Genomic DNA, 22,413 nt, shown 5'->3' with positions numbered 1-22,413 from the left:
TCTTCGAGCGAGAGCGTGGCGCTGAAGCCGCCGCCGAAGGTGGCGGTGTAGGCCAACAGGTTCGGCGAACGGTCCGAGGTGCGGACGACGCTGAAGCCGTAGTCGTTGGCGTAGAAGTCGTAGAACGACTGCGCCTTACCAGCGGTGATCGGGCCGAACTGGACGAACGCCTTGTCGAGGTTGACCGCGCTGTCCTGCGTGACGCCGTTGACGCCCGAGAAGCGGTTGGCGCCGGCGTTGGTGCCGCCGTAACGGTACGAACCGGTGCTGGTCGTCACGTCGTAACGGATGAACGTGCGGAGCGTGCCGTAGGCAGTCTGGTTGCGGGCGTCGACGTAGATACGGCCGCGAGCGCGGGTGCCGTACGAGTCCTGACCGCGGTTCCAACGCTCACCGAAGGTGTACTCGGCGCGGACACGACCACCGATGCGGATGCAGGTGTCGGTGCCCGGGATGTAGAAGAAGCCAGCGCCCCAGGTGTTGCAGACGCGAACGTATTCGACCGGAGCGGCCTTCCGCGAGGGAAGGTCGGCGGCCTGAGCCCCGGCGACCGCGGCGATGCCGGCGGCGGAACCGAGGAGGAGGCTCTTAACGAGCTTCATTTGGTAACCTCCAAAAGAGTTTCGAGACCCTCGGGCTTCGGCCTGCCCCCCGCAACCGGTTTGGAGACCAGATGCAGAACCTGCCTATTCCCGGCCTTTCGCCCGCGTCACCGACCTAATTCGGAGGCGAAGACGAAAAACAGCGACCGGGAACGTCCCGACGCATTCCCACCATACGAATGCGCCTCCGCCGATCAAGCTCGACATCGCGAGTAGGGCCAGTTGCCGACAGCGTGTTGCCGGAGGGCCACATTTTTCGTTCCCACGATCAAAATCGTAAAAAGACCGTTTAGATTTAAACGCCAACAGCCGGTCAAAAACGCTGGGAGTAGCGAGGCTAGCATCGGTCAGTAGCGCTCTGCTTAATGTGCGGCGCACCGAATCGACTTCCAGCGAGCATCCGCTGTTGGCGCAGTGCCGGCAGCCTTCGCGGCTGCTAGTCTCATATTTCTGCGTATCGATCGCGCCGGCAAGTGCCGTTTCAGCCCTTCGCTTTTTGCAGCTCTCGATGCTTCCAGTAGTACATCAAGCTCAGAACGATTGAGGCAACAAGCCAGAACGTCATGTCGGGAGAATCCGACCGCGTGATGATTGCCAACACGCAGAATATCACGAAGCAGAATTGTGCAGCACGCGGAAACGAGACCATCAACGCCGTTTCCATCACGAAGAGCAGCGAAAAGAATTCGACAGCGCCGGCACGGGCATTTGCCTACGCCGCCCGCGTGCCGCGCAGCTTCGTGAACCTCTCCTCAGCCGCATGCTGCCGCGCCACTGCTGCCAACTCTCGGGAAACCACGCGCCTGCCGACCGGCCAAAAGGACAAGCCTGCGAGCTTGAACGATTGGATTCCAAAAGGAATGCCGATGATGGTCAGGCAATTGATAATGCCGGCGATGATGTAGGAAACGAAGAGGACGATTCCGAAGGTGCATGCCCATACCACGTTGGCTACGAAGCCAATTGTTCCGGTGGTGCCAGTCGCGAGCGTGAGACCCTTTCCGTCCAATTCTCGGACGTGAACAACGTCCTTTCCAAACGGAAAGGCCGACATTTTAGCCATCTCCAGCGCAGCGCGAGAGAGAGGTAGGCCTACAATCGACATGGCGAAAACAACGGCTCCGATGAGCCAAATCAAGGCTGTGATCGCTCCGCCGAGAATGAACCAAATTACGTTGCCTGCAAACCTCATGAAACGCCCCCCAGCGCAAAATCCGAACCGAAACGTTATCCGCTCAAGAGCTTAGGCGATTCCGATTTCATTTCCAAAGTTCGGTTGCATCAAGCATAAAATGATTGTTCGGACAGTGGTGCGACTGCAGAGAATACCAAATTCCTTCGGGGCGATGGACGTATTTTACTCGGTCAGAAATTTCCCAATAATTCCGATCATAGAACTGCTTTCTAGCGATCCGCGACCGATTTCCGCAGTTGAACAGCGCCTTGAACTCAATCTTATCGTTGTGGCCGGACTGGATCGCATAGCCAGTTACACCGAAGAACACTTCGCCATTTCGAGTGAACTTCGAGACAGACGACTCGTAGTAGCTGAAGCCGTCGCGGCCTGTAGAGCCAAAGAGCCGATCTCCCGCATGGGTCCGCGTTGAGAGGGCCAACGCAACGAAAGGCATGATGAAGAGGGTTCTTGCCACGCGTTTCCCTTCAATCTCAGCAATCAGCATGGCCCTTCTCCACTCGGCATTCTAATACCAACTATAAGTGGTAATCGGCCCCATCGGAAATTGCCAGCTCTGAGCGTGTGGACATGCGCAAGCTGGCCGGAGATGCGCGATTGCAGAGCGCGGCCTGTCTCACGAGCAGCCGGAAGAGCGCTGGGATTTGAGCCAGTGGCACATCACCAACTCGGTCGATTATCCGGCTCCAAGCTCGCAAAAACCCGGACTGATGGCAGGCTCCTAACGGCACGCATCAACTGCCTGCTTCAAGTCTTGGTCACTCTGAATCTGCCATTGGGCAAACTCGGCCGCTGGATGTGGAGCCTCTCTCCAGGTGCTATGACTCCAACATCGTGTTCGCCATCGGGCAGCACGACCGTTGCTCTATCGTTGACGAAGACCACGACGCGTCGACCGGTTTGGTCCTCCGCAATCGCCCAGTTCCTGATCTGACTGTAGTACGGCTCCGCACGCCATGAACGAGGCGCGCCCGGATCAACCTGCACCATCAGGAAGTTGGTTTGGGGATTGATCGACATAACGAACTTTGAGCGCTCTGGTTTCCACTCCGGACCGAGGAAATCGGTGAGGATCCAAAGGCAATTGAACGTTCGACACGTATTTGGTCGAGTCTCGTAGCTGCCACAACCTTTGCCTGGCACGCAGAATTTGCACCACGAGCCCATTTTCTTATCGATTTCAGGGACATTATAGACCTTGCAGCACAGCGTGCACGTGCCGCAGACCCTTGATTGCTGTAAGGCCATAATTCTCAAGCCGCTTACGTCTCATCTGGCTTTGCCGCGCGTGCTCGACCAGCCGGCCGCAGGCTCTGCGCCGTTTCCTAACGTCATCGTCGGGAAGGTGTTGCTGGCGGGAATCCGTTGAAAATCCGCCGGCAGCGCTATTGGGATATTTGATCCTTACTCGGGGAATTTCCTCGTCGCATGGCCAACGGCGAGGGCTTTGCCGCTGGCATCGTGCGCGGTGACGGTCCATTCGTAATCGTGGATTTGCGGCGGCGGCGGGCTCGGGCCGACATAGGTGCCGCCAAGTGCCCCACAGGGAATCTTCGCGGAGTTTTTCCCGTCGTGGGGAACGGTGCCGCCACCGTGCCGATAGGCCGGAGCCTGATGGTCGACCATGCGAAGGTCCAGCGACTTGGTGCCGGCCGGAATGCTGCCGATGGCAAACTCCGGAGAGCCGCTGCACCAACGGAAAGCCACCTGCATCTCCGGTGCTCCCGGTGGTGGAACTGAAGATCCCGTCGAATTGCAGGCCGCAAGCCCGAGCCCTCCGAGCACGATCCAAACGGCATTCCCCGCGAACTTCATCATGTTCCCCCAGTCCCAAGCGGGTGAGCAGATCTTCCCAGCATCAGCTTGGGCTTCCGTCTCACCCGGCCTGCCGCGATCGCTAAGCTCACCCGACATTACCAATTATAGTTGGTAATCGAGCTCGCCAGAAATTGCCAGCTCTGAGCGCATGGATATGCGCAAGCTGGTCGGGGAAAATTTCGCGCGTTTGCGGAAAGAGCGCGGCCTGACTCAAGAGCAGGTCGAGGAGCGCTCGGGCTTCAGCCAATGGTACATCAGCAGCCTTGAGCGCGGACGCCGAAACCCGACGATCATCTCGCTCTATGAGCTCGCCAATGCCATCGGAGTGCGGGTGGCTGATCTGATTGCTGACGAGGTCGTTTCAGCGGACGAATCGAGTCCGCCCGAAGTTAGGGAAGCGTCGGCGGCATCCTCAAAAACGGAAGAGAGCTAATCTCCCGCTCGTTGCTCCCACGTAGCTTCTGCTAAGTGTAATTTCCGAGAAACCTATCTAACTCATTGAAATGATGGAGCGGGCGATCGGGATCGAACCGACGACATTCAGCTTGGGAAGCTGACGTTCTACCACTGAACTACGCCCGCATGCCGTTCACGCTGGCGAAGCAACGCGTGGCAGGTCCCGCGTTCATAGCGGGTCCCAATGCCGGTGTCATCCGGGAATATCGCCGCCCCGCGCCCCTGTCCGCAGCGGCCGGTTCAGCCCTTGAAATGCTTGGAGAGCTTGAGCGCCTGGCCCTGATAGTTCGATTTCAGGCCGGCACCATAGAGCGTCTCGGGGCGGGCGGCCATGGTCTCGTAGACGAGCCGGCCGACGATCTGGCCATCCTCGATGATGAAGGGCACGTCGCGGGAGCGAACCTCCAGCACGGCGCGGGCGCCCTGGCCCCCGGCCGCGCTGTGGCCGAAGCCGGGATCGAAGAAGCCGGCGTAGTGGACGCGGAACTCGCCGACGAGCGCGTCGAAGGGCGTCATCTCCGCGGCATAGTCCGGCGGGACATGCACGGCTTCCTTCGAGGCGAGGATATAGAACTGGCCGGGGTCGAGGATCATGCTGCGCGAGCCGTCGTCCGGGATCGGTTCCCAGAAATCGGCGGCGCGATAGGCGCCGACGCGGTCGACGTCGATCAGCGCCGTGTGATGCTTGCCGCGATAGCCCAGCAGCCCGTCGAAACCGGAGAGATCGACGCTGACCGCGACGCCACCCTGGAAGGAGGGCTCGGCGGCGCTGACCAGCGTCTCGCGGACATGAATCTCCTCGAGCGCCCGGTCGTCGAGGCGGGTCTCGCCGGCGCGGAAGCGGATCTGCGAGAGACGCGAGCCTGAGCGCACCAGCACCGGGAAGGTGCGCGGCGAGATCTCGATGAAGAGCGGCCCCTCATAGCCATCCTCGACCAGATCGAACTCGCGCGCGCGATCGGTGATGACGCGGGTGAAGACGTCGAGACGGCCGGTCGAGCTCTTCGGATTAGCGGCCGCACGCAGGCCCTTGGGCAGCCGCAGGCCTTCCATCAGCTCGGCGATATAGACGCAGTCGGTCTCCAGCACCGCGCCGCGCGTCAGGTCGATCTCATGCAGCGAGAGATCCTCGATCCGGCTGCGCACCTTGCGCTCAGGCCCGGGCAGGAAGCTGGCGCGGACGCGATAGGCCCGCTCGCCCAGGCGCAGATCGAGGCTCGCGGGCTGGATCTGCCCCTCGGCCGGCGGCCGCGCGAGCGTGATCGCGCCCTGCTCGATGAAGGCGCGGATAGAGCTGTCGGGCTGGATGCCGGACTTGAAGGGCAGCATGCTCGCTCCGCGAGAATAATCGGCCATAACTAGCGAAGCTCCCCCGAAAGGCCAAGCGCGTCAGCCCCGGCGCAGGAGCGCGCGGCGGGGTTGTCCACGCCCGAGTCGCCGCAGCCGCGGCATTGACGCTCCCGCAGGCAGGCCGATAACACAGCGAGGGCGGCGCCGAGGCCGCCTCGGGCTGCAGCCGGAGCCTTCGCGATGTACCAGGCACAGACGCATGGCGTACGCGTGACCGCGGCGCCGACCTTCATGGAGGCGGAATCCTCGCATGCGCAGGGCCGCTATTTCTGGGCCTATGCGATCGAGATCGTCAATCTCTCGCGGCAGACCGTGCAATTGATGACACGCCACTGGTTCATCACCGACGGGCGCGGCGAGGTCCACGAGGTTCGCGGCGAGGGCGTGGTCGGCAAGCAGCCGGTGCTGCGCCCGGGCGAGAGCTTCAACTATACCTCCGGCTGCCCGCTGACGACGCCGGACGGCTCGATGCACGGCTTCTACGCCATGCAGGACGAGAGCGGCACGGTCTTCGACGTCGAGGTGCCGCTCTTCCCGCTCGATTCCCCCTATGTGAAGAAGGTTCTGCATTGACCGCCAACCAGACCGCCGGGCAGCGCTATACGCCGCTCGAAATGCTTGCCCGCCTCGTCGCATTCGACACGGTCAGCGACAAGTCCAACCTGCCGCTGATCGCCTTCGTCGAGGATTACCTCGCCGGCTGGGGCGTGGCTTCCGTGCGCTTCCCCAATGCGACGGGCGACAAGGCGGCGCTTTTCGCCACCGTCGGTCCGCAGGACCGGGGCGGCATCGTGCTCTCCGGCCACACCGACGTGGTGCCGGTGACGGGGCAGGCCTGGAGCCGCGATCCGTTCACGCTGCATGTCGAGGACGGCCGCGCCTATGGTCGCGGCGCCGTCGACATGAAGGCCTTCCTCGCGCTCGGGCTGGCGCTCGTGCCGGATTTCCTCGCCGCCGCGCTGAAGACGCCGATCCATCTCTTCCTGTCCTATGACGAGGAGGTGACCTGCCTCGGCGTCATCGACGGCATCGCGGCGATGGGCCAGACGCTGCCGCGGCCGCGCGCCGTCATCGTCGGCGAGCCGACCTCGCTCGACATCTGCGACGCGCATAAGGGCGTCCGGACCTTCCAGACCGTGATCAAGGGCTTCGCGGCGCATTCCTCCAAGCCGGAGCTCGGCGCCAGCGCCGTCCATGCCGGCGCCCTGCTCGCCGCCGAGCTCGACCACATGGCCGAGGATGCGAAGCAGCGGCGGGACGCGAGCGGGCGCTTCGACCCACCCTACGACACCGTCCATATCGGCTCCTTCCATGGCGGCATCGCCCGCAACATCCTGGCCGACCACAGCGAGATCCTCTGGGAAATCCGGACGCTGCCCAGCTCCGATCCCGAGGCCGGGCCGGCCCGCTTCGCGGCGATCTCGGACAAGGTGCTGGCGCGGATGCGCGGGACCGCACCGAGCGCGGCGATCGAGACGCAGATGACTTCGGACGTGCCGGGCCTGGCGCCCGAGCCCGGCTCGGAGGCGGAGCGGCTCGCCATGCGCCTGTCGGGTCGCAACCACACCATCGCAGTCGCCTATGCCACCGAGGCCGGGCATTTCCAGCTCGCCGGGCTGCCGACCGTGGTCTGCGGGCCCGGCTCGATCGACCAGGCGCACCAGCCGGACGAATACATCACGCTGGAGCAGCTCCAGGCCGGCGAGGCCTTCATGCGCAAGCTGATGGCGGAGTGCCGGAGCTGAGCCGACCGGCGGGACCCACGCCGGCACCGCTCGTCATGCTCGCCCTTGTGGCGAGCATCCACGACCTGAACACAGCCTTCGGCCAGCAAAGACGCGAATGGTCGGGACAAGCCCGACCATGACGCAAGCACCGTGCCTGGAGACCTTTGGCTTGGGCGCGCAACGCCCGAGAATGACGGGCGGAAGGCCTACGACCCTGCCGCCTGCCCGTCCTCGACCTCGGCCGGATCGAAGGAATAGCGCCGCGAGCAGAATTCGCAGGTGACGCCGAGCCGGCCGTCATCGGCGATCATCGCCTTGCGGTCCTCCGGCGCGAAGCCGCGCAGCATGCTCAGCACGCGCTCGCGCGAGCAGCGGCAGGCCTCATGCACCAGAACCGGCTCGAAGACGCGGGCGCCGCGCTCGTGAAACAGGCGGTAGAGCAGGCGCTCGCTTTCCAGCATCGGATCGAGCAGCTCGTGATCCTCCACCGTCTCGACCAGCGAGCGCGCCTCCATCCAGGCATCGTCGCTGATGCCGTCAGGGTCGTTGCCGGTGAGGATCTGGTGCCCCTCGGGCGCATCGCCGGGATGGATGTCGGCGGCGCGCAGGCGATCGGGCGAATGCGGCATGAACTGGACGAGGATGCCGCCGGCGCGCCATTGCGGCCGGCCGCCGGTCGTCACCGTGCCGACGCCGAGCCGCACCCGGGTCGGGATCTGCTCCGATTGCCGGAAATACTGATGCGCCGCCTCTTCGAGGCTCTGGCCCTTCAAGGCGACGATGCCCTGATAGCGCGTCGTCGTCGTGCCCTGGTCGACGGTCATGGCGAGATGGCCGGTGCCGAGCAGCTGACCGGTCGAGAGCTGGTCGAGCGCGATGGCCTGGGCGAGCTTCGCCTCGTCGATATGGGCGACGGCGCGGAAATTATCGGGCGCGTTGAAGTCGACCACCATCATCGGGATGGCGCCATCGCTCTTGGTCTGGAGCTGGAAGCGGCCGTCGAACTTCAGAGCCGTGCCGAGCAGCACGGTCAGCGCCGCCGCCTCGCCCAGGACGCGGGAGACCGGCGCGGGATAGCCGTGCCGGTCGAGGATCGTGTCGATCGAGGCGCCCAGCCGCACGACGCGGCCGCGCACATCGAGATCGGGCACGGCGAAGGGAACGACCCGATCGTCGAGCCCAGCGACAACAGCTGCGTCGTCGGCGGCCATCAGGCCGCCACTCCGCCGAAGCACCAGGCCAGGATGCCCTTCTGGGCGTGCAGCCGGTTCTCGGCCTCGTCGAACACTGCCGATTGCGGACCGTCCATGATCTTGTCCGTCACCTCTTCCCCGCGCGACGCCGGCAGGCAGTGCATGAAGATGGCGTCCTTCTCGGCGCGCTCCATCAGCCGGTCATCGACCTGATAGGGCCGCAGCAGGTTGTGGCGCGTGCCTTCCTCGTCGCCCATCGAGACCCAGCAATCGGTGATGACGCAATCGGCGCCCTCGACCGCCTCCTCGGGCCGGTTGGTCAGCTTGATCCTGGCGCCCTGCTTCTTCGCCCAGGCGATCAGGGCCGGCGGGGGCGCGAGCTCCTCGGGCGTCGCGACGGTGAGCTCGAAATCGAGCCGGCCGGCGGCATGGACCCAGGAGGTCAGCACGTTGTTGGTGTCACCGGTCCAGGCGATACGCTTGCCCTCGATCGAGCCCTTGCGCTCCTCGAAGGTCATGACGTCGGCCATGACCTGGCAGGGATGCTGGCGCTTGGTCAGCCCGTTTATCACCGGCACGGTGGCGTATTTCGCCATTTCGACCAGCGAATCGTGGTCGAGGATGCGGATCATGATCGCGTCGACATAGCGCGAGAGCACGCGCGCCGTATCGGCGATGGTCTCGCGCTCACCGAGCTCGATCTCATGGCCTGCGACCATCATCGGCGAGCCACCGAGCTCACGGATGCCGACGTCGAAGGAGACGCGCGTGCGCAGGGAAGGCTGCTCGAAGATCATGGCGATGACCTTGCCCTCGAGCAGGCGGTCCCCGGCGGCGGCGGGCGTGCGACGTCGCGATTTCATCTCCTCGCCGGCGCGCAGGATGGCGCGCAGCTCGTTGCCGGAGAAATCGGAGAGATCGAGGAAATGGCGCGTCACGGGCGCTTCCTTCGCTTCGCGGGGTGGGTTGGTTGAGCTTATTCGGCGGCCGGGCGCTTCAGCGAAGCCTCGACGGCACCCGCGGCCTTGTCGAGACGCGAGACGGCCTCGGCGACGTCCGCCTCGGTGATGATCAGCGGCGGCAGCAAGCGCACGACATTGTCGCCGGCGCCGACCACCAGCAGGCCCTGCGCACGGGCCTCGTTGACGAAATCGGTGTTCGGCGTGTGCAGCTTGAGGCCCAGCATCAACCCCTCGCCGCGGATCTCCTCGATCACGCTGGGATGCTTGTCCTTGAGCTCGGCGAGCGACTGCTTGAGGCGCAGCGCGATCTGGCCGACGCGCTCGATGAAGCCGGGCGCCAGCACGACGTCGAGCACGGCGTTGCCGACGGCCATGGCCAGCGGATTGCCGCCGAAGGTGGTGCCGTGGGTGCCGAGGGTCATGCCGGAGGCCGCCTCCTCGGTGGCGAGGCAGGCGCCCATCGGGAAGCCGCCACCGATGCCCTTGGCGATCGACATGATGTCGGGCGTGACGCCGTACATCTCATGGGCGAAGAACTTGCCGGTGCGGCCGACGCCGGTCTGGATCTCGTCGAAGATCAGCAGCAGGCCGTTCGCGTCGCAGAGCTCGCGCAGCAGCTTGAGGAAGCGGGCCGGCACCGAGCGCAGGCCGCCCTCGCCCTGGATCGGCTCGATCATCAGCGCGGCGGTCTCGGGCCCGATCGCGGCGCGCAGCGCCTTCTCGTCGTCGAACGGCACCTGGTCGAAACCCTCGACCTTGGGGCCGAAGCCGTCGATGTATTTCTGCTGGCCGCCGGCGGCGATGGTCGCTAGCGTCCGGCCATGGAAGGCGCCCTCGAAGGTGATGATGCGGAAGCGCTCGGGATGGCCCTTCGCGGCATGGTACTTCCGCGCCATCTTGATGGCGCACTCGTTCGCCTCGGCGCCTGAATTGGTGAAGAAGACGCGCTCGGCGAAGGTCGCCTCGCAGAGCCGGCGCCCGAGACGCTCGCCCTCCGGCGCGCCGTAGAGGTTCGAGGTGTGCCAGATCTTGCCGGCCTGCTCGGTCAGCGTCTTGACCAGATGCGGGTGGGCGTGGCCGAGCGCATTGACGGCGATGCCGGCGCCGAAATCGAGATAGCGCGTGCCGTCGGCGGTGATCGCCCAGGGGCCTTCGCCGCGCTCGAAGGCGACGGGGGCACGGGCATAGGTCGGCACGAGCACGGACTGGCTGGCGGAAACGGGAGCGGGAGCCATGAAACGAAAATCCTCGCGAAGGGGGACGGGGTGAGAACGGATTGGCGCTGAACAGAAAACGACGATCCGGGATTGATGCTGCAGGCTGCAGCCATGATGCGACCCGGCGACGACGTTATCGTCGCACCCAGCTCCCGACCTCTCGTCGCGCCGTCATCCGCATCGTTCGGGCCTTGATCCGCAAACATAAGCGCCGCCCGAACGGGCGGCGTCACCTTGTGGATAAATATGCTTAAGGCGGCCGGGGCTGTCAATTCAAAGCCGCAGCCACAGTGTTGCCGAAAGGATTCGCTTGACGGCGCAAACACGAATCGCCTGGGGAAAAGCTGTTTTCAGATTCGCCGACTCTTGTTCGCGAGTCACCGCAGCTTGTATGGTCGGGTTCGTCAGATACGACATTTCGTGCGGCGCCTCCTGTACCGTAATTGCGGAAGCAACGGCTTTGTCCCTGCGACGGAGCCGCCGGTCCCGGATTCCGTCACGAAGCGCCCTTAAAGGCGGGCTTCGCCAGAAGCCGGCCGGACAAGACAGGTGATGCGGATGAACGAAGCCGGAGCATGGACAGACGAGCGCGTCGAATTGCTCAAGAAGCTCTGGAGCGATGGGCTGAGCGCCAGCCAGATCGCCGCCGAGCTGGGCAATGTCACGCGCAACGCGGTGATCGGTAAGGTGCACCGCCTCGGCCTTTCGGGCCGGGCCAAGAGCGCGGCCCAGCCGGCCGCGCCCCGCAACGCCGCGCCCCGCAAGGCGCCGACGCGTTCGCCGAGCCATCCGATGGCGAGCCCGGTGGCCCACGCCACGCGCGGCGCCAACGCGCTGGCGCCCAACTTCGCCCCCGAGGCGGAGGTCGAAGCCGCGCCACTGCCCTCCGACGACGTGGTCATCCCGTTCTCGGAGCGCGTCACCATCATGGACCTGCGCGAATATATGTGCCGCTGGCCGATGGGCGACCCGACCAGCCCGGATTTCCGCTTCTGCGGCGCGCGCTCGCAGACCGGCCTGCCCTATTGCGCCCATCACTCGCGCATCGCCTACCAGCCCGCCGCAGACCGCCGGCGCGACCGGAGCAAGGCGCGGGCCTGATTAGGCCGATATCATCGAAATAAGAAAACCGGCCGAAAGGCCGGTTTTTTGTTGCCTGCTCGAAAGGCGCGTCATGCTTGGGCTTGACCCGAGCATCTCATGACGAGGAGACTCCAGAGCCTCCTTCGGAAGGAGATTCTCGGGTCTGCGCTTCGCTCCGCCCGAGAATGACGGCGGGAGGCCGACCTCACAGCCGGCGCTTGTTCTCCAGCGAACGGCTCCAGCGCGAGAGCGCGAAGCAGATCAGCCAGTAGATCGCGCCGGAGAAGGCATAGGCCTCCATGTTCATGCCGACCCAGTTGGGATCGGCGAGCGAGGCCTGGGCGATGCCGAGCAGATCGAGGATCGAGACGACCAGCACGAGCGTGGTGTTCTTGATCAGAGCGATGAACTCGTTGGTCATCGCCGGCAGCGAGATCCGCAGCGCCTGCGGCAGGATGATCAGCCCCGTCGCCTTCCAGTAGTTCAGGCCGAGCGCGGTCGCCGCCTCGCGCTGGCCCTTGGGCAGCGCCTGGAGACCGCCGCGCACCGCTTCCGCCATATAGGCGGCGATGACGAAGCCGAGCCCGATCACGGCGCGCGCCAGCCGGTCGATGCCGATGCCGCCGGGCAGGATCAGCGGCAACAGCAGCGAGGCGAGGAAGATCACGGCGATGATCGGCACGCCGCGCCAGAACTCGATGAAGACGACGCTGATCAGCCGGATGACGCGCAGCTGGGACTGGCGGCCGAGCGCGAAGAGGATTCCGAGCGGGATCGCGATCAGGCTGGCATAGATCGAGATGAACAGGGTGAGCATCAGCCCGCCCCATTCGCGCGTCTCGACGTAAGCCAGCCCGAAGCCGCCGGAGAGCAGCCAGATGCCGAGCGGCGGCAGCAGCACAAGCATGAAGACGCCGAGCCTGAGCTTCAGCCGCTGCGGCGCGAAGACGACGGCGGCGATACCGAGCACGAAGGCGATGCCGGCCAGGTCGACGCGCCAGCGCTGGTCGACCGGATAGAGCCCGTACATGAACTGGCCGAAGCGGGCCCGGATGAAGACCCAGCAGGCGCCACCGGGCGCGCAGTCGGCCCGCGTGGTGCCGCTCCAGGTCGCATCGATCAGCGCCCAGCGGATGATGGGCACCGCCACCCAGGCGATGCCGAAGGCCAGCGCCAGCGTGACGAAACCGGTGAAGGGCGTGCCGAACAGGCGCTCGCGCCAGAGGGAGAGGGCGGACGTGCGGTTCATCGCGTCACCAGGGCGATGCGGGCGTTGTACCAGTTCATGAAGGCCGAGACGGCAAGGCCGATGACCAGATAGACGGCGAGCGTCATGGCGATGATCTCGATCGCCTGGCCGGTATTGTTGAGCGCCGAGCCCATGAACAGGCTGACGACGTCGGGATAGGCGATGGCCGCGCCGAAGGAGGAGTTCTTCAGCACGTTGAGATATTGGCTGGTCATCGGCGGGATCATCACCCGCAGCGCCTGCGGTATGGTGACGAGCCGCAGGATCTGTCCGGAGCGCAGCCCCAGCGCCGAACCGGCCTCGGTCTGGCCATGCGAGACCGACTGGATGCCGCCGCGGACGATCTCGGCGATGAAGCCGGCCGTGTAGGTGACGAGCGCCGCCAGCAGCGCGACGAACTCCGGGATGACGGCGAAGCCGCCGCGATAGTTGAAGCCACGCAGCACCGGCACATCCCAGCGCGTCGCGAGCGTGGCCCAGGCCAGCATCAGGAGCGGCACGGCGACCAGCAGGGCAAGGCCGACAACCAGCGTCGGCGCCTGCTGGCCGGTGCGTTCCCGCCGCCGCCGCGCCCAGAGCGAGAAGGCCCAGAAGACGAGCGCGCAGGCGAGGATGACGAGCCCCGCGACACGGAAATTCTCGATTCCGTCGGGCAGCGGGATCGTCACGCCGCGATTGTTCAGGAAGGCGACGCCGAACAGGCTGATGCTCTGACGCGGGGCCGGCAGGGCGGCGATGACGCCGAAATACCAGAACAGCACGAAGAACAGCAGCGGGATGTTGCGGACGAACTCGATATAGGCGCCGGCGATGGTCGAGAGCAGCCAATGCGAGGACAGCCGGGCGATGCCGACGACGAAACCGAGTGCGGTCGCCAGTACGATCGCGATCACCGTCACCAGCATGGTGTTGGCGACGCCGACCCAGAACAGGGCGAGAATGTTGTCGGCCTGGGTATAGCCGGTCAGGACGAAGGGCACCTCGATGCCGGAGGTCCGCCAGAGGAAGTCGAAGCCCGAGGCGATGCCGGCCTTGACCATGTTCTCCGAGGCGTTGCGCACGAAGAAGACGGTGAGAGCGACGAGGAAGACCACCACGGCGATCTGGTAGATCCAGTCGCGGACGCGCTTGTCATTGATGAGGGATAGAAAGCTGCTCACGACCACCTCGATCGAGGTTCGCGGACGTCATTCCCGGGGCTGGCCCGGGAATCTCGTGACGCTGGGCTGGTTTCCGAGATGGCCGGGTCAAGCCCGGCCATGACGATCCCTTGCAGCTCTCACTGGAAGGGCGGGGTGAAGAGCAGGCCGCCCTTGGTCCAGAGCTGGTTCTGGCCGCGCTCGAGCTTCAGCGGCGAGCCCATGCCGACGGTGCGCTCATAGCTCTCGCCATAGTTCCCGACCTGCTTGATGGCGTTGTACATCCAGTCGTTCGAGAGCCCCATCATCGCGCCGAAGCCGCCCTCGGCACCGAGCAGGCGGCGCACTTCCGAGTTCTTGGAGTTCGCCTTCAGCTCGTCGACATTCTTCGAGGTGACGCCGAGCATCTCGGCCGCGATCGTGCCGTTCAGCACCCAGCGGACGATGAGCTGCCAGCGCTCGTCGCCCCAGCGCGTCACCGGCCCCTGCGGATCGTTCGAGATGGGCTTGGTCAGGATGATGTGGTCGTCGGGAACCTTGAGCTTGGCGCGCTGGCCGGCAAGGGCGCCGACGCCGGCGGTATAGGCGTCGCAGCGGCCCGAATCATAGGCGGTGATCGCGTCGTCGTTCTTCTGGAAGTTGGTGATCGTGACCTTGAGATTGCGCTCGCGGAACCAGTCGGCGGCGTTCTTCTCCTCGGTCGAGCCGGCGGCGACGCAGACCGAGGCGCCGTCGAGGCCCTCGGCGTCCTTCACGCCGGTCGACTTGCGGACGATGAAGGTCTGGCCTTCGTAGAAGTTGATGCCCTGGAAGTTGAGGCCGAGCGTGGCGTTGCGCGAGAAGGTGATGGTCGAGTTGCGCGAGAGTACGTCGACCTGGCCCGATTGCAGGATCGGCCAGCGCTGCTGCACGGAGGTCGGCGTGTACTTGACCTTGTTCGCGTCACCGAGAACGGCGGCGGCGAGCGCCCGGCAGTAATCGACATCGAGCCCGCTCCATTCGCCCTTGTCATTGGCGAAGGAGAAGCCGGGCAGGCCGAGATGCACGCCGCATTCGAGGTTGCCGCGCGCCTTGACGGCGTCCAGCGTCGGGCTCGGGGCGAGCTGCTGCGCCTGCGCGAAGGAGATTCCGGCGGCAAGCATCGCCACCACGCTCAAAACTCTGATGGTCATATCCGTCTCCCCGAAGCCATTTGCGGCCTTCTGTGCTGGAAACCGGACTATGCAACAGGTGCGCCGAAAGCGATAGCGGCCGGCAGTACGTCGATTCAGTGCCAATGCAGGCCCCTGCCGGGAGCTGTCAGGGAGTCCGGGCGGCGGCGACCAGCCAGTCCCGAAAGCGCCGCACGGCCGGCTTCTGCAGGGCTTCCGAGGTGCCGACCGCGTAATAGGCGAGCTGCGTCGGCCATTGCAGGGAAATCGCCCGGACGAGCCGCCCGTTGCGCAACTCGTCATCGGCATAGACATCCCGGACGAGCGCGATTCCCTGCCCGGCCGTGGCGGCCCTGACCAGCAGATGGTCGTCGGAGAAGGAGGGGCCCTTGAGCTCCCGCGGCGCCGGCACGCCCTGGACTTCGAGCCAGAGCCGCCAATCGGCCCGGTCGATGTCGTGCAACAGCGGGAAGGCGAGGCAATCAGCCGGCGAGGCGATCGGAGGGTGGGCGCCGAGCAAGGCCGGGCTCGCCACCACGATCAGCTCGGGCGCCATCAGCCACGTCGTCTCGAGGCCGGGATAATCACCGAGGCCGTGGCGGATCGCGAGGTCGATCGGCTCGCGCTTCAGGTCGACGACGCGGTTGTCCGTCTCCAGCGCGATGTCGATACCGGGGTGGAGCCTGGTGAAGTCGGCCAGCCGCGGCACCAGCCAGTTCGCGGCGAAGGAGGCCATCGTGCTGATCGTCACGCGGCGGGACGGCGCAGCCGAGAGTTCCCGGCTGACCTCCTCGATCCGGCGAAAGGGACCGTCGAGCGAAGCCAGCAGCTTGCGGCCGGTCGCCGTCAGCTCGACGCCGGCCTGGGTGCGCAGGAACAGCCGGCGCCCGGCGCTCTCCTCCAGCTCGCGGATGCGCTGGCTGATCGCGCCCGGCGTCAGCGCCATCTCCTCGGCCGCGTCGCGCATCCGGCCGGAGCGCGCCACGACGACGAAGGTCTGCAGCAGGGAGAGGCGAATGCTCATGCCCCATGTTTAGCACAGCTAAACATGGGGTGCGAAACCGTCGTTTGTCGAAAGCCGGGCGCTGCGGGATGGCTAGCGCGCTTTCCGCGGAGACAGACGATGCCATCCCCCTCCCGTTCCGCCTTCCTGCCCTGGCTCCTCGTGGGCTTCGGCTTCCTGGCCCTGGCGATCACATTCTCGGCGCGGGCGACGCTCGGGCTGGTGATGCCGCTGCTGATGCAGGAATTCGGCTGGTCGCGCAGCTTCATTTCGGGCGCCGCCGCCGCGACCCTGCTGGTCATGGCCCTGACGGCACCCTTCGCCGGGCACGCGGCCGATCGCTACGGTGTCCGCGCCACGTTGACAGGCGGCCTGCTGCTGGTCGGCACAGGCTGCCTCGTCGTGGCGACGACCGGCAGCCCGATCGTCTTTCTCCTCGGCTTCTCGGGGCTCGCCGCGATCGGCTTCGGCTTCGTCGCGACCCATGTCGTCTCGACGGCGATCGCCCGGGTCTTCGATGCCCGGCGCGGGCTGGCGACCGGCATCGCGACCTCGGGCGCGACCGGCGGGCAGTTCCTGATCGTACCGCTGATCGCCGTCCTGCTGGCGACCCTCAGCTGGCGCTGGGCCTTCCTGGCCGCCGGCATCGCCTGCCTGACGCTTGCGCCGCTGCTCTGGTGGACCCTGTCGGCAAAGGGCGCAACGCCCGCTCGATCCGGCACAGACAAGGCGCACACGCTTTCGGCCGATCTCGGCTTCGTGCTGCGCCAGCCTGCCTTCCACATCCTGTTCTGGAGCTTCCTGATCTGCGGCTACACCACCGCCGGCGTGATCGAGACCCACCTCATTCCCTATGCTGCCTTCTGCGGCTTCGGCCCGGTGCCGAGCGCGACGGCCTACGGCCTGCTCTCCGCCGTCAATCTCGCCGGCATGGTCGCGGCCGGCTGGCTGACCGACCGCGTCAACCGGGTGGCGCTGCTGGGCTCGATCTACCTGCTGCGGGGCCTGAGCTTCCTCGTGCTCATGCGCGTCGGCGGCGATTACGAGATGCTGGTCGCCTTCGCCGTGCTGTTCGGCGCGGTCGACTATGCGACGATCCCCGTCACGGCGAGCCTTGCGGCGAGCCATCTCGGCCTGCGCGTGATGGGGCTCAGCATGGGGCTGATCTCGGCCGGCCATTCGGTCGGCGCCGCCGCCGGCGCCTTCCTCGGCGGCTATCTCGTCGATCTGAGCGCCGCCTATGACTGGGTCTGGCTCAGCGCGGTCGCGCTCGCACTGATGGCCGGGGCCATGGTGTTCCTGATGCGGGAACAGCCGAAGGCGCAGCCCGTGCCGGCCTGAGCCGGCACGGGCCCGGTCGGATCAGTTGCCGAACACCGTGTTGAGCTGGGCGCCGACCATGATGAAGGTGGTGCGCTTCGACATCTCCTTCAGGCGCACCGCGCCGATATAGGTCATCGCCGAGCGCACGCCGCCCATGATCTCCTGCATCGTGGCCTCGACCGGACCGCGATAGGGCACCTCGACGGTCTTGCCCTCCGAGGCACGGTATTTGGCGACGCCGCCGGAGTACTTGTTCATCGCCGTGTCGGAGGACATGCCGTAGAAGGTCATGGCGACCGCCACCTTCTCGCCGTCGCGCTCCTCGTAGCGGATCTCACCCTCGCATTCGTCGTGGCCGGCGAGCATGCCGCCCATCATCACGAAATCGGAGCCGCCGCCGAAGGCCTTGGCGACGTCGCCCGGCACGGTCAGCCCGCCATCGCCGCAGACCAGTCCCTTGAGCCCATGGGCGGCGTCCGAGCATTCGATGATCGCCGAGAGCTGCGGATAGCCGACGCCGGTCATCTTGCGGGTGGTGCAGACCGAGCCCGGGCCGATGCCGACCTTGACGATGTCGGCCCCGGCCAGCAGCAGCGCCTCGGTCATGTCGCCGGTGACGACGTTGCCGGCCATGATCGCCGCATCCGGGAAGGCGGCGCGGGTCGCCTTGACCGTATCGACGAACTTCTCGGTGTAGCCATTGGCGACGTCGAGGCAGATCTTGCCGATCGGCGACTGGGCATGGACCGCCTTGAGCTTGTCATGGTCGGACTCGGTCGTGCCGAGCGAATAGAAGGCGTTGGCCGAGCCCGGCTCGCGGAAGAAGGCGATCAGCTCCTCGGCACTGTAATGCTTGTGCAACGCGACCATGGCGCCGTGCTTCAGGAGCGCGCGCGCCATCGCCATCGTCCCGACCACGTCCATATTGGCAGCGATCAGCGGAAAGCCCTTCCACTCCTTGCCGGTGTGGGGGAAGTGGAAGCTGCGCTCGACGTCGACATGGGCGCGGCTGCCGAGCGTCGACCGCTTGGGGCGAATCAGGACGTCGCGGAAGTCGAGCTTCGGGTCGTTTTCGATGCGCATGATCTGGCCTCTGGGTGTCGGTCCGGCCGGCTGGGCGGCCGAAGCGCCCCGGTCGAAGCGGGGCGGCGCACGCGGGAGAGGCGTGCGCCGATTCATAGCGCCCCGGCGGCCACCGATGCAATCCCGCGGGCGGGGCCCGCTCAGGCCGAAGCCGGCGACGACGCCACACGCGCGTTCTTGCGGATGGTGTAGAGCGTCGCCCCGATCACGATGGCCGCGCCGATCCAGGTGGTCAGCACCGGAATCTCGGCGAAGAAGACGAAGCCGGTGAAGCTCGCCAGCAGGAGGCGGCTGAAATCGAGCGGGGCGAGGGCCGCCGCCTCGCCGACCTGATAGGCGCGGGTGATGAGCCACTGCCCGGCGGTGCCGAACAGGCTGAGCGTGACGAGCCAGAACCACTGGTTCGGCGTCGGCGGCTGCCACCAGAGCAGGCCCGGCACGACGAGCAGCAGGATGAGCACGATGCCCTGGTAGAGCAGGATGGTGTCGGTGCGCTCGCTCGCAGCGAGCTTGCGCACGCTGACGGTGATGCCGGCGCCGAAGATCGCGCCGGCGACGGAGAGCAGCGCATAGATATCGAGGCCGTCGGTGCCAGGGCGCAGCATGATCAGCACGCCGATGAAGCCGATGATGGTCGCGGCCCAGCGGCGGCCATCGACCGTCTCCTTCAGCACGAGAACCGCCGCAATGGTGACGAAGAGGACCTGGCTGAAGCCGATCGCGGTCGCCTGGGCCAGCGGTATCTTGACCACGGCGGTGAAGCCGCAAAGCATCGAGAGCAGCGTGAACACGCTGCGGAAGACCTGCAGGCCGAGACGATCCGTGTGCAGCGCCCGCCGCAAGCTGCCGGCGGCGAAGACGAGCAGGATCGCGGTCATGATCACCTGCCGGATCAGCAGGATCTGCACCAGCGGAACCGCCTGGCCGACATGCTTGATGCCGGCGACCATCACCGCATAGACGAGCAGTGAGGAGAGCATGAAGACCGAGCCGCGCAGGTTCGGGCTCGCGCCACGCCACCAATGCCGCAGCCGGCGCCGCCGATGGGCGAACCAGCCGCCGACGCCCGCGGCCGCGGTGTCCGGCGCCGCGGAGAGGACGATCGGGAGGGGGGCTTCCCCCGGCCCGAGCCCGCGGGAAGGGGACGGCACGGCCGGCTCCTGCCAGGCAGGAGCCCCACCTTCCCGATCCGCCCGGCTCAGCCGACCGGTCTGCCGCTCCTCGTCCATAGCCCCTCGAGCCGGGGCACAGCCGCAAGACCGGCACCCGCATTTCCCCTTTGCCGCAAATCATTGATGAACCGTGTCATTTCGGCCAATGAGAAAGGCACATGACCGAGTTGTGCCGATGGCGCGGCTGCAGGGTCGCCATACCTCGCACGGGCTGGGCAACGAGGCGTTCGCGCTCTAGGAGGACGGAAAGAAAACGCTGGCGCGCGGGGCCCCGCGGGCTTTCGATTCGACGCCGCGGAGCATGCGCGTGAGGGTTCTGCTCGAGGATTTCACGAACGGGATAAGGGCGCTGGCGCCCAGCCGCTTCCCCTATCGGCGCTTCGCGCTGGCGCTGGTGCTGGGCGGGCTCGGCGGCTGGCTGTTCGTGCAGGCGCGGCTGCCGCTGCCCTGGATGCTGGGCTCGATGGTGTTCTGCACGGCGGCCGCCCTGATCCGGCTCCCGGTCGCGGCGCCGCCGGTGATCCGCCCGCCGATGACGGCGGTGATCGGCGTGATGCTCGGCGCCTCCTTCAAGCCGGAGGTCGTGACGCAGCTGCCGAACTGGCTGCCGACATTGGGCGGCCTCGTGCTGTTCATGGTCGCCTGCGGGCTATGCTGCGTCGGCTATTTCCGGCGCGTCGCCGGCTTCGACCCGGTAACCGCCTTCTTCTCCGGCATGCCGGGCGGGCTCGTCGAGATGGTGACGCTCGGCGAGGAGAAGGGCGGGGACGCCCGCATCATCGCCCTGATCCATTCCGCCCGCATCCTGCTGGTGGTGATGACGCTGCCCTTCCTGGTGCAATGGATCGGCGGTGTTTCCCTGGGCGGCGGCCGGGTCGCCGGCCCTTCGCTGGCGCAGACGCCGCTCGGCTCCGAACTCTGGCTGATCGGCTGCGGCATTCTCGGCGTGATCGCCGGCCATTGGCTCAGGCTGCCGGCGAAGTACCTGCTCGGCCCGATGCTGGTCAGCGCCGTCGTCCATGTCACCGGCCTGAGCGCGGCCGTGCCGCCGGCCGAGATCGTCAATGCGGCCCAGCTCGTCCTCGGCGTCACCATCGGCTGCCGCTTCGTCGGCACGCCGCCGCGCATCATCCTGCGCGTGCTGCTGCTCTCGGTCGGCTCGACCGCGATCCTGCTCGCCCTGACGCTGAGCTTCGCCTGGCTGGTCGCCCTCGTCTCGGTCCACGGCCATGTACCGCTGATCCTCGCCTATTCGCCGGGCGGTCTCGCCGAGATGAGCCTGATCGCGCTGGCGCTGCACACCGAGGTCGCGTTCGTCGCGGCGCACCACATCATCCGCGTCTTCCTGGTGATGGTCTCGGCCGGGCCGATCTTCGGCCTGATCGGCCGCCGATGCGACAAAGCCGCACCGGCGGAATAGCGCCGTCTCAGCCGGCCGTGGCGGCGAGCCCGCGTGCGATGCCGTCCGACAGCGCCGCGCGCTGCCCTGCCAGGAAAGCAGTTCCGTCGATGCGCTGCCGATCCCGAGGGCCGATCGCGGCAAGGCGCGAGACCAGCGCCGCGGCGAAATCCTGCGGCGAGTCCGCCAGGGTGAAATTCGCCGGCAGTTCGCTGAAGCCGCGGCAGGAGAGCGGGGTCGCCACGGCCGGGAGGCCGAGCTGCATGGCCTCGATCGTCTTGAGCTGGACGCCGGTTCCCGCCCGGCTCGCCAGCGCGACGATGCGGCAGGAGCGCAGGAAGGCGGCTGCGCCCGGCACGCGGCCTACCAGCGTGACATTGAGCGGCGTGCGCAGTTCCGGCGGCACGCGACCGGCCACGGCGATGCGCAGATCGTCCGGCAGCAGCGGGCAGACCTCGCGCAGGAACCACTCCAGCCCGACCCGGTTGGGTTCCCAGGTCCAGGTGCCGATCAGGCCGATATCGAAGGCGGCTGCCTCGTCCGGCATCCCTGCCCCGGCATCGGCCGGCTCGCCGCCGAGCAGGGGCAGCGCGCTCGACTTGTCCCGATACTCCGAACCGAGGGCCTTGCGGTCTTCCTCGGCCAGCGTCCAGATGAAGCGCGCCTCGCGCCAGAGCCGGCGCTCGATCGCTTCGAGCAGCCGCGCCTCGCGCGCATAGAGCCGACGCATGACCGGGTTTTCGGCCCGCTCGGCATTCTGCCGGGCCGAGACATATTCGATATTGTGCTCGACCAGGATGCAGGGCGCGAGCTGCAGCAGCTCGGGGAAGGCCCCCGGCAACAGCACCGAGTTCAGAACGATGGCGTCGAAGGGGCCGTGCGTCCGCACGGCCTCGATCAATCCGGCGGCACCGGGAGAGCGCAGCTTGGCGCAGGCGACGGGCAGGCCGGAACGGAAGGCCGCCGCCAGCCAGCGCAGCTTGGTCCCGCGCGAGACGGCGGCATTCTCGATATCAACCTGCGCGACGACGACAGCGCCCTGCGGGTCCGCCGGCTGCTCGCCCGGACGCAGGAAGCCGATCACCGTGACATCGTGCCCGGCATCGCGCAAGGTCGTGAGGATCGCGGCATTGGCGATCTCGAAACCGGTATCCGGTCGGGCAACGGGGATGAGCGAGGTCAGGAAGGCGAGGCGCAAGGACAGGACTCGTCGGTCGATGCCTCTCAGTCCCCTCATTGCCGCGGCGGGTCAAGCGCCGTCGCCAACTATGCTCAACGCCGGCTCCGGGCA

General features: G+C 66.4%; 21 protein-coding genes and 1 tRNA gene. 6 read left to right on the top strand and 16 right to left on the bottom strand.

What is annotated here, in order from left to right; translation table 11 throughout:
- The 4 genes from B5Y19_RS24170 to B5Y19_RS24150 form a co-directional block, all read right to left on the bottom strand.
- On the bottom strand, nt 1–602 hold a 602-nt coding region (locus B5Y19_RS24170; RefSeq protein ID WP_139384546.1), incomplete at its 3' end, for a porin.
- Nucleotides 603–1,314: 712 nt separating this feature from the next.
- Nucleotides 1,315–1,794 carry a YccF domain-containing protein gene (locus B5Y19_RS24160; RefSeq protein ID WP_079592269.1) on the bottom strand — a complete coding sequence of 160 codons (480 nt, stop codon included), beginning with the start codon at nt 1,792–1,794 and terminating at the stop codon, nt 1,315–1,317.
- 67 nt (nt 1,795–1,861) lie between these two features.
- A complete protein-coding gene (locus tag B5Y19_RS25915) occupies nt 1,862–2,284 on the bottom strand; it encodes a hypothetical protein (RefSeq protein WP_139384545.1) in 423 nt (140 codons plus the stop codon).
- A 917-nt stretch (nt 2,285–3,201) separates the two neighbouring features.
- A complete protein-coding gene (locus B5Y19_RS24150; RefSeq protein WP_244555714.1) occupies nt 3,202–3,615 on the bottom strand; it encodes a YbhB/YbcL family Raf kinase inhibitor-like protein in 414 nt (137 codons plus the stop codon).
- A gap of 148 nt (nt 3,616–3,763) precedes the next feature.
- On the opposite strand from B5Y19_RS24150, the gene B5Y19_RS24145 reads away from it, so the two are divergent.
- On the top strand, nt 3,764–4,048 hold the full coding sequence (locus B5Y19_RS24145; protein ID WP_079592263.1) for a type II toxin-antitoxin system RelB family anti-toxin: 285 nt from the start codon (nt 3,764–3,766) through the stop codon (nt 4,046–4,048).
- A 74-nt stretch (nt 4,049–4,122) separates the two neighbouring features.
- On the opposite strand, the gene B5Y19_RS24140 is transcribed toward B5Y19_RS24145, so the two are convergent.
- Nucleotides 4,123–4,197 (bottom strand) — tRNA-Gly (locus tag B5Y19_RS24140).
- Between the two features lie 114 nt (nt 4,198–4,311).
- A complete protein-coding gene (locus tag B5Y19_RS24135; RefSeq protein WP_055729202.1) occupies nt 4,312–5,400 on the bottom strand; it encodes a 2'-deoxycytidine 5'-triphosphate deaminase in 1,089 nt (362 codons plus the stop codon).
- A 201-nt stretch (nt 5,401–5,601) separates the two neighbouring features.
- Here B5Y19_RS24135 and apaG point away from each other — a divergent pair, with 201 nt between their 5' ends.
- Nucleotides 5,602–5,994, top strand: a complete 393-nt coding sequence (gene apaG, locus B5Y19_RS24130) for a Co2+/Mg2+ efflux facilitator ApaG/CorD (RefSeq protein WP_055729170.1) — start codon at nt 5,602–5,604, stop codon at nt 5,992–5,994.
- 41 nt (nt 5,995–6,035) lie between these two features.
- Nucleotides 6,036–7,166: an acetylornithine deacetylase gene (gene argE / locus B5Y19_RS24125; protein ID WP_055729201.1), complete on the top strand. Its 1,131-nt coding sequence runs from the start codon at nt 6,036–6,038 to the stop codon at nt 7,164–7,166.
- A gap of 188 nt (nt 7,167–7,354) precedes the next feature.
- Here argE and B5Y19_RS24120 read toward each other — a convergent pair whose 3' ends face one another.
- The 3 genes from B5Y19_RS24120 to B5Y19_RS24110 are packed head-to-tail and all read right to left on the bottom strand — an operon-like array spanning nt 7,355 to nt 10,538.
- Entirely contained in the window at nt 7,355–8,359 is a 1,005-nt protein-coding gene (locus tag B5Y19_RS24120; protein ID WP_055729169.1) for an Hsp33 family molecular chaperone, read from the bottom strand.
- The gene (gene argF / locus B5Y19_RS24115; RefSeq protein WP_055729168.1) at nt 8,359–9,279 is read right to left on the bottom strand and encodes an ornithine carbamoyltransferase; all 921 of its coding nucleotides are present in this window, start codon (nt 9,277–9,279) and stop codon (nt 8,359–8,361) included. The genes B5Y19_RS24120 and argF overlap by 1 nt, the downstream gene beginning before the upstream one ends.
- Before the next feature lie 38 nt (nt 9,280–9,317).
- Nucleotides 9,318–10,538, bottom strand: a complete 1,221-nt coding sequence (locus tag B5Y19_RS24110) for an aspartate aminotransferase family protein (RefSeq protein WP_055729167.1) — start codon at nt 10,536–10,538, stop codon at nt 9,318–9,320.
- Between the two features lie 540 nt (nt 10,539–11,078).
- Here B5Y19_RS24110 and B5Y19_RS24105 point away from each other — a divergent pair.
- On the top strand, nt 11,079–11,621 hold the full coding sequence (locus tag B5Y19_RS24105; RefSeq protein ID WP_055729200.1) for a GcrA family cell cycle regulator: 543 nt from the start codon (nt 11,079–11,081) through the stop codon (nt 11,619–11,621).
- A 187-nt stretch (nt 11,622–11,808) separates the two neighbouring features.
- Here the strand turns inward: B5Y19_RS24105 and B5Y19_RS24100 are convergent, their stop codons facing one another.
- From B5Y19_RS24100 to B5Y19_RS24085, 4 genes are all read right to left on the bottom strand, one after another.
- On the bottom strand, nt 11,809–12,852 hold the full coding sequence (locus B5Y19_RS24100) for an amino acid ABC transporter permease (protein WP_055729166.1): 1,044 nt from the start codon (nt 12,850–12,852) through the stop codon (nt 11,809–11,811).
- Nucleotides 12,849–14,012: an amino acid ABC transporter permease gene (locus B5Y19_RS24095; protein WP_244555713.1), complete on the bottom strand. Its 1,164-nt coding sequence runs from the start codon at nt 14,010–14,012 to the stop codon at nt 12,849–12,851. Before B5Y19_RS24095 ends, B5Y19_RS24100 begins: the two co-directional genes overlap by 4 nt.
- 119 nt (nt 14,013–14,131) lie before the next feature.
- Complete coding sequence (locus tag B5Y19_RS24090; RefSeq protein ID WP_079592257.1) at nt 14,132–15,163, bottom strand: amino acid ABC transporter substrate-binding protein; 1,032 nt, start codon at nt 15,161–15,163, stop codon at nt 14,132–14,134.
- A 127-nt stretch (nt 15,164–15,290) separates the two neighbouring features.
- The gene (locus tag B5Y19_RS24085; RefSeq protein ID WP_055729163.1) at nt 15,291–16,166 is read right to left on the bottom strand and encodes a LysR substrate-binding domain-containing protein; all 876 of its coding nucleotides are present in this window, start codon (nt 16,164–16,166) and stop codon (nt 15,291–15,293) included.
- A gap of 99 nt (nt 16,167–16,265) precedes the next feature.
- Between B5Y19_RS24085 and B5Y19_RS24080 the strand changes: the two genes are divergently transcribed.
- Nucleotides 16,266–17,486: an MFS transporter gene (locus B5Y19_RS24080; RefSeq protein WP_055729162.1), complete on the top strand. Its 1,221-nt coding sequence runs from the start codon at nt 16,266–16,268 to the stop codon at nt 17,484–17,486.
- A gap of 21 nt (nt 17,487–17,507) precedes the next feature.
- On the opposite strand, the gene B5Y19_RS24075 is transcribed toward B5Y19_RS24080, so the two are convergent.
- Both B5Y19_RS24075 and B5Y19_RS24070 read right to left on the bottom strand, forming a co-directional pair.
- A complete protein-coding gene (locus tag B5Y19_RS24075; protein ID WP_055729199.1) occupies nt 17,508–18,551 on the bottom strand; it encodes a GMP reductase in 1,044 nt (347 codons plus the stop codon).
- Nucleotides 18,552–18,691: 140 nt separating this feature from the next.
- Nucleotides 18,692–19,702, bottom strand: a complete 1,011-nt coding sequence (locus B5Y19_RS24070; RefSeq protein WP_176168717.1) for a DMT family transporter — start codon at nt 19,700–19,702, stop codon at nt 18,692–18,694.
- 328 nt (nt 19,703–20,030) lie between these two features.
- Here B5Y19_RS24070 and B5Y19_RS24065 point away from each other — a divergent pair, with 328 nt between their 5' ends.
- Nucleotides 20,031–21,143 (top strand): AbrB family protein, encoded by a 1,113-nt coding sequence (locus tag B5Y19_RS24065; protein ID WP_244555712.1) that lies wholly within the window; start codon nt 20,031–20,033, stop codon nt 21,141–21,143.
- A gap of 7 nt (nt 21,144–21,150) precedes the next feature.
- Here B5Y19_RS24065 and B5Y19_RS24060 read toward each other — a convergent pair whose 3' ends face one another.
- The gene (locus tag B5Y19_RS24060) at nt 21,151–22,320 is read right to left on the bottom strand and encodes a glycosyltransferase (RefSeq protein ID WP_176168716.1); all 1,170 of its coding nucleotides are present in this window, start codon (nt 22,318–22,320) and stop codon (nt 21,151–21,153) included.
- Nucleotides 22,321–22,413: the final 93 nt, after the last annotated feature.

The sequence above is a fragment of the Allobosea thiooxidans genome, assembly GCF_900168195.1.
GTDB lineage: Bacteria > Pseudomonadota > Alphaproteobacteria > Rhizobiales > Beijerinckiaceae > Allobosea > Allobosea thiooxidans.
This window is presented reverse-complemented; position numbering and strand designations above follow the sequence as displayed.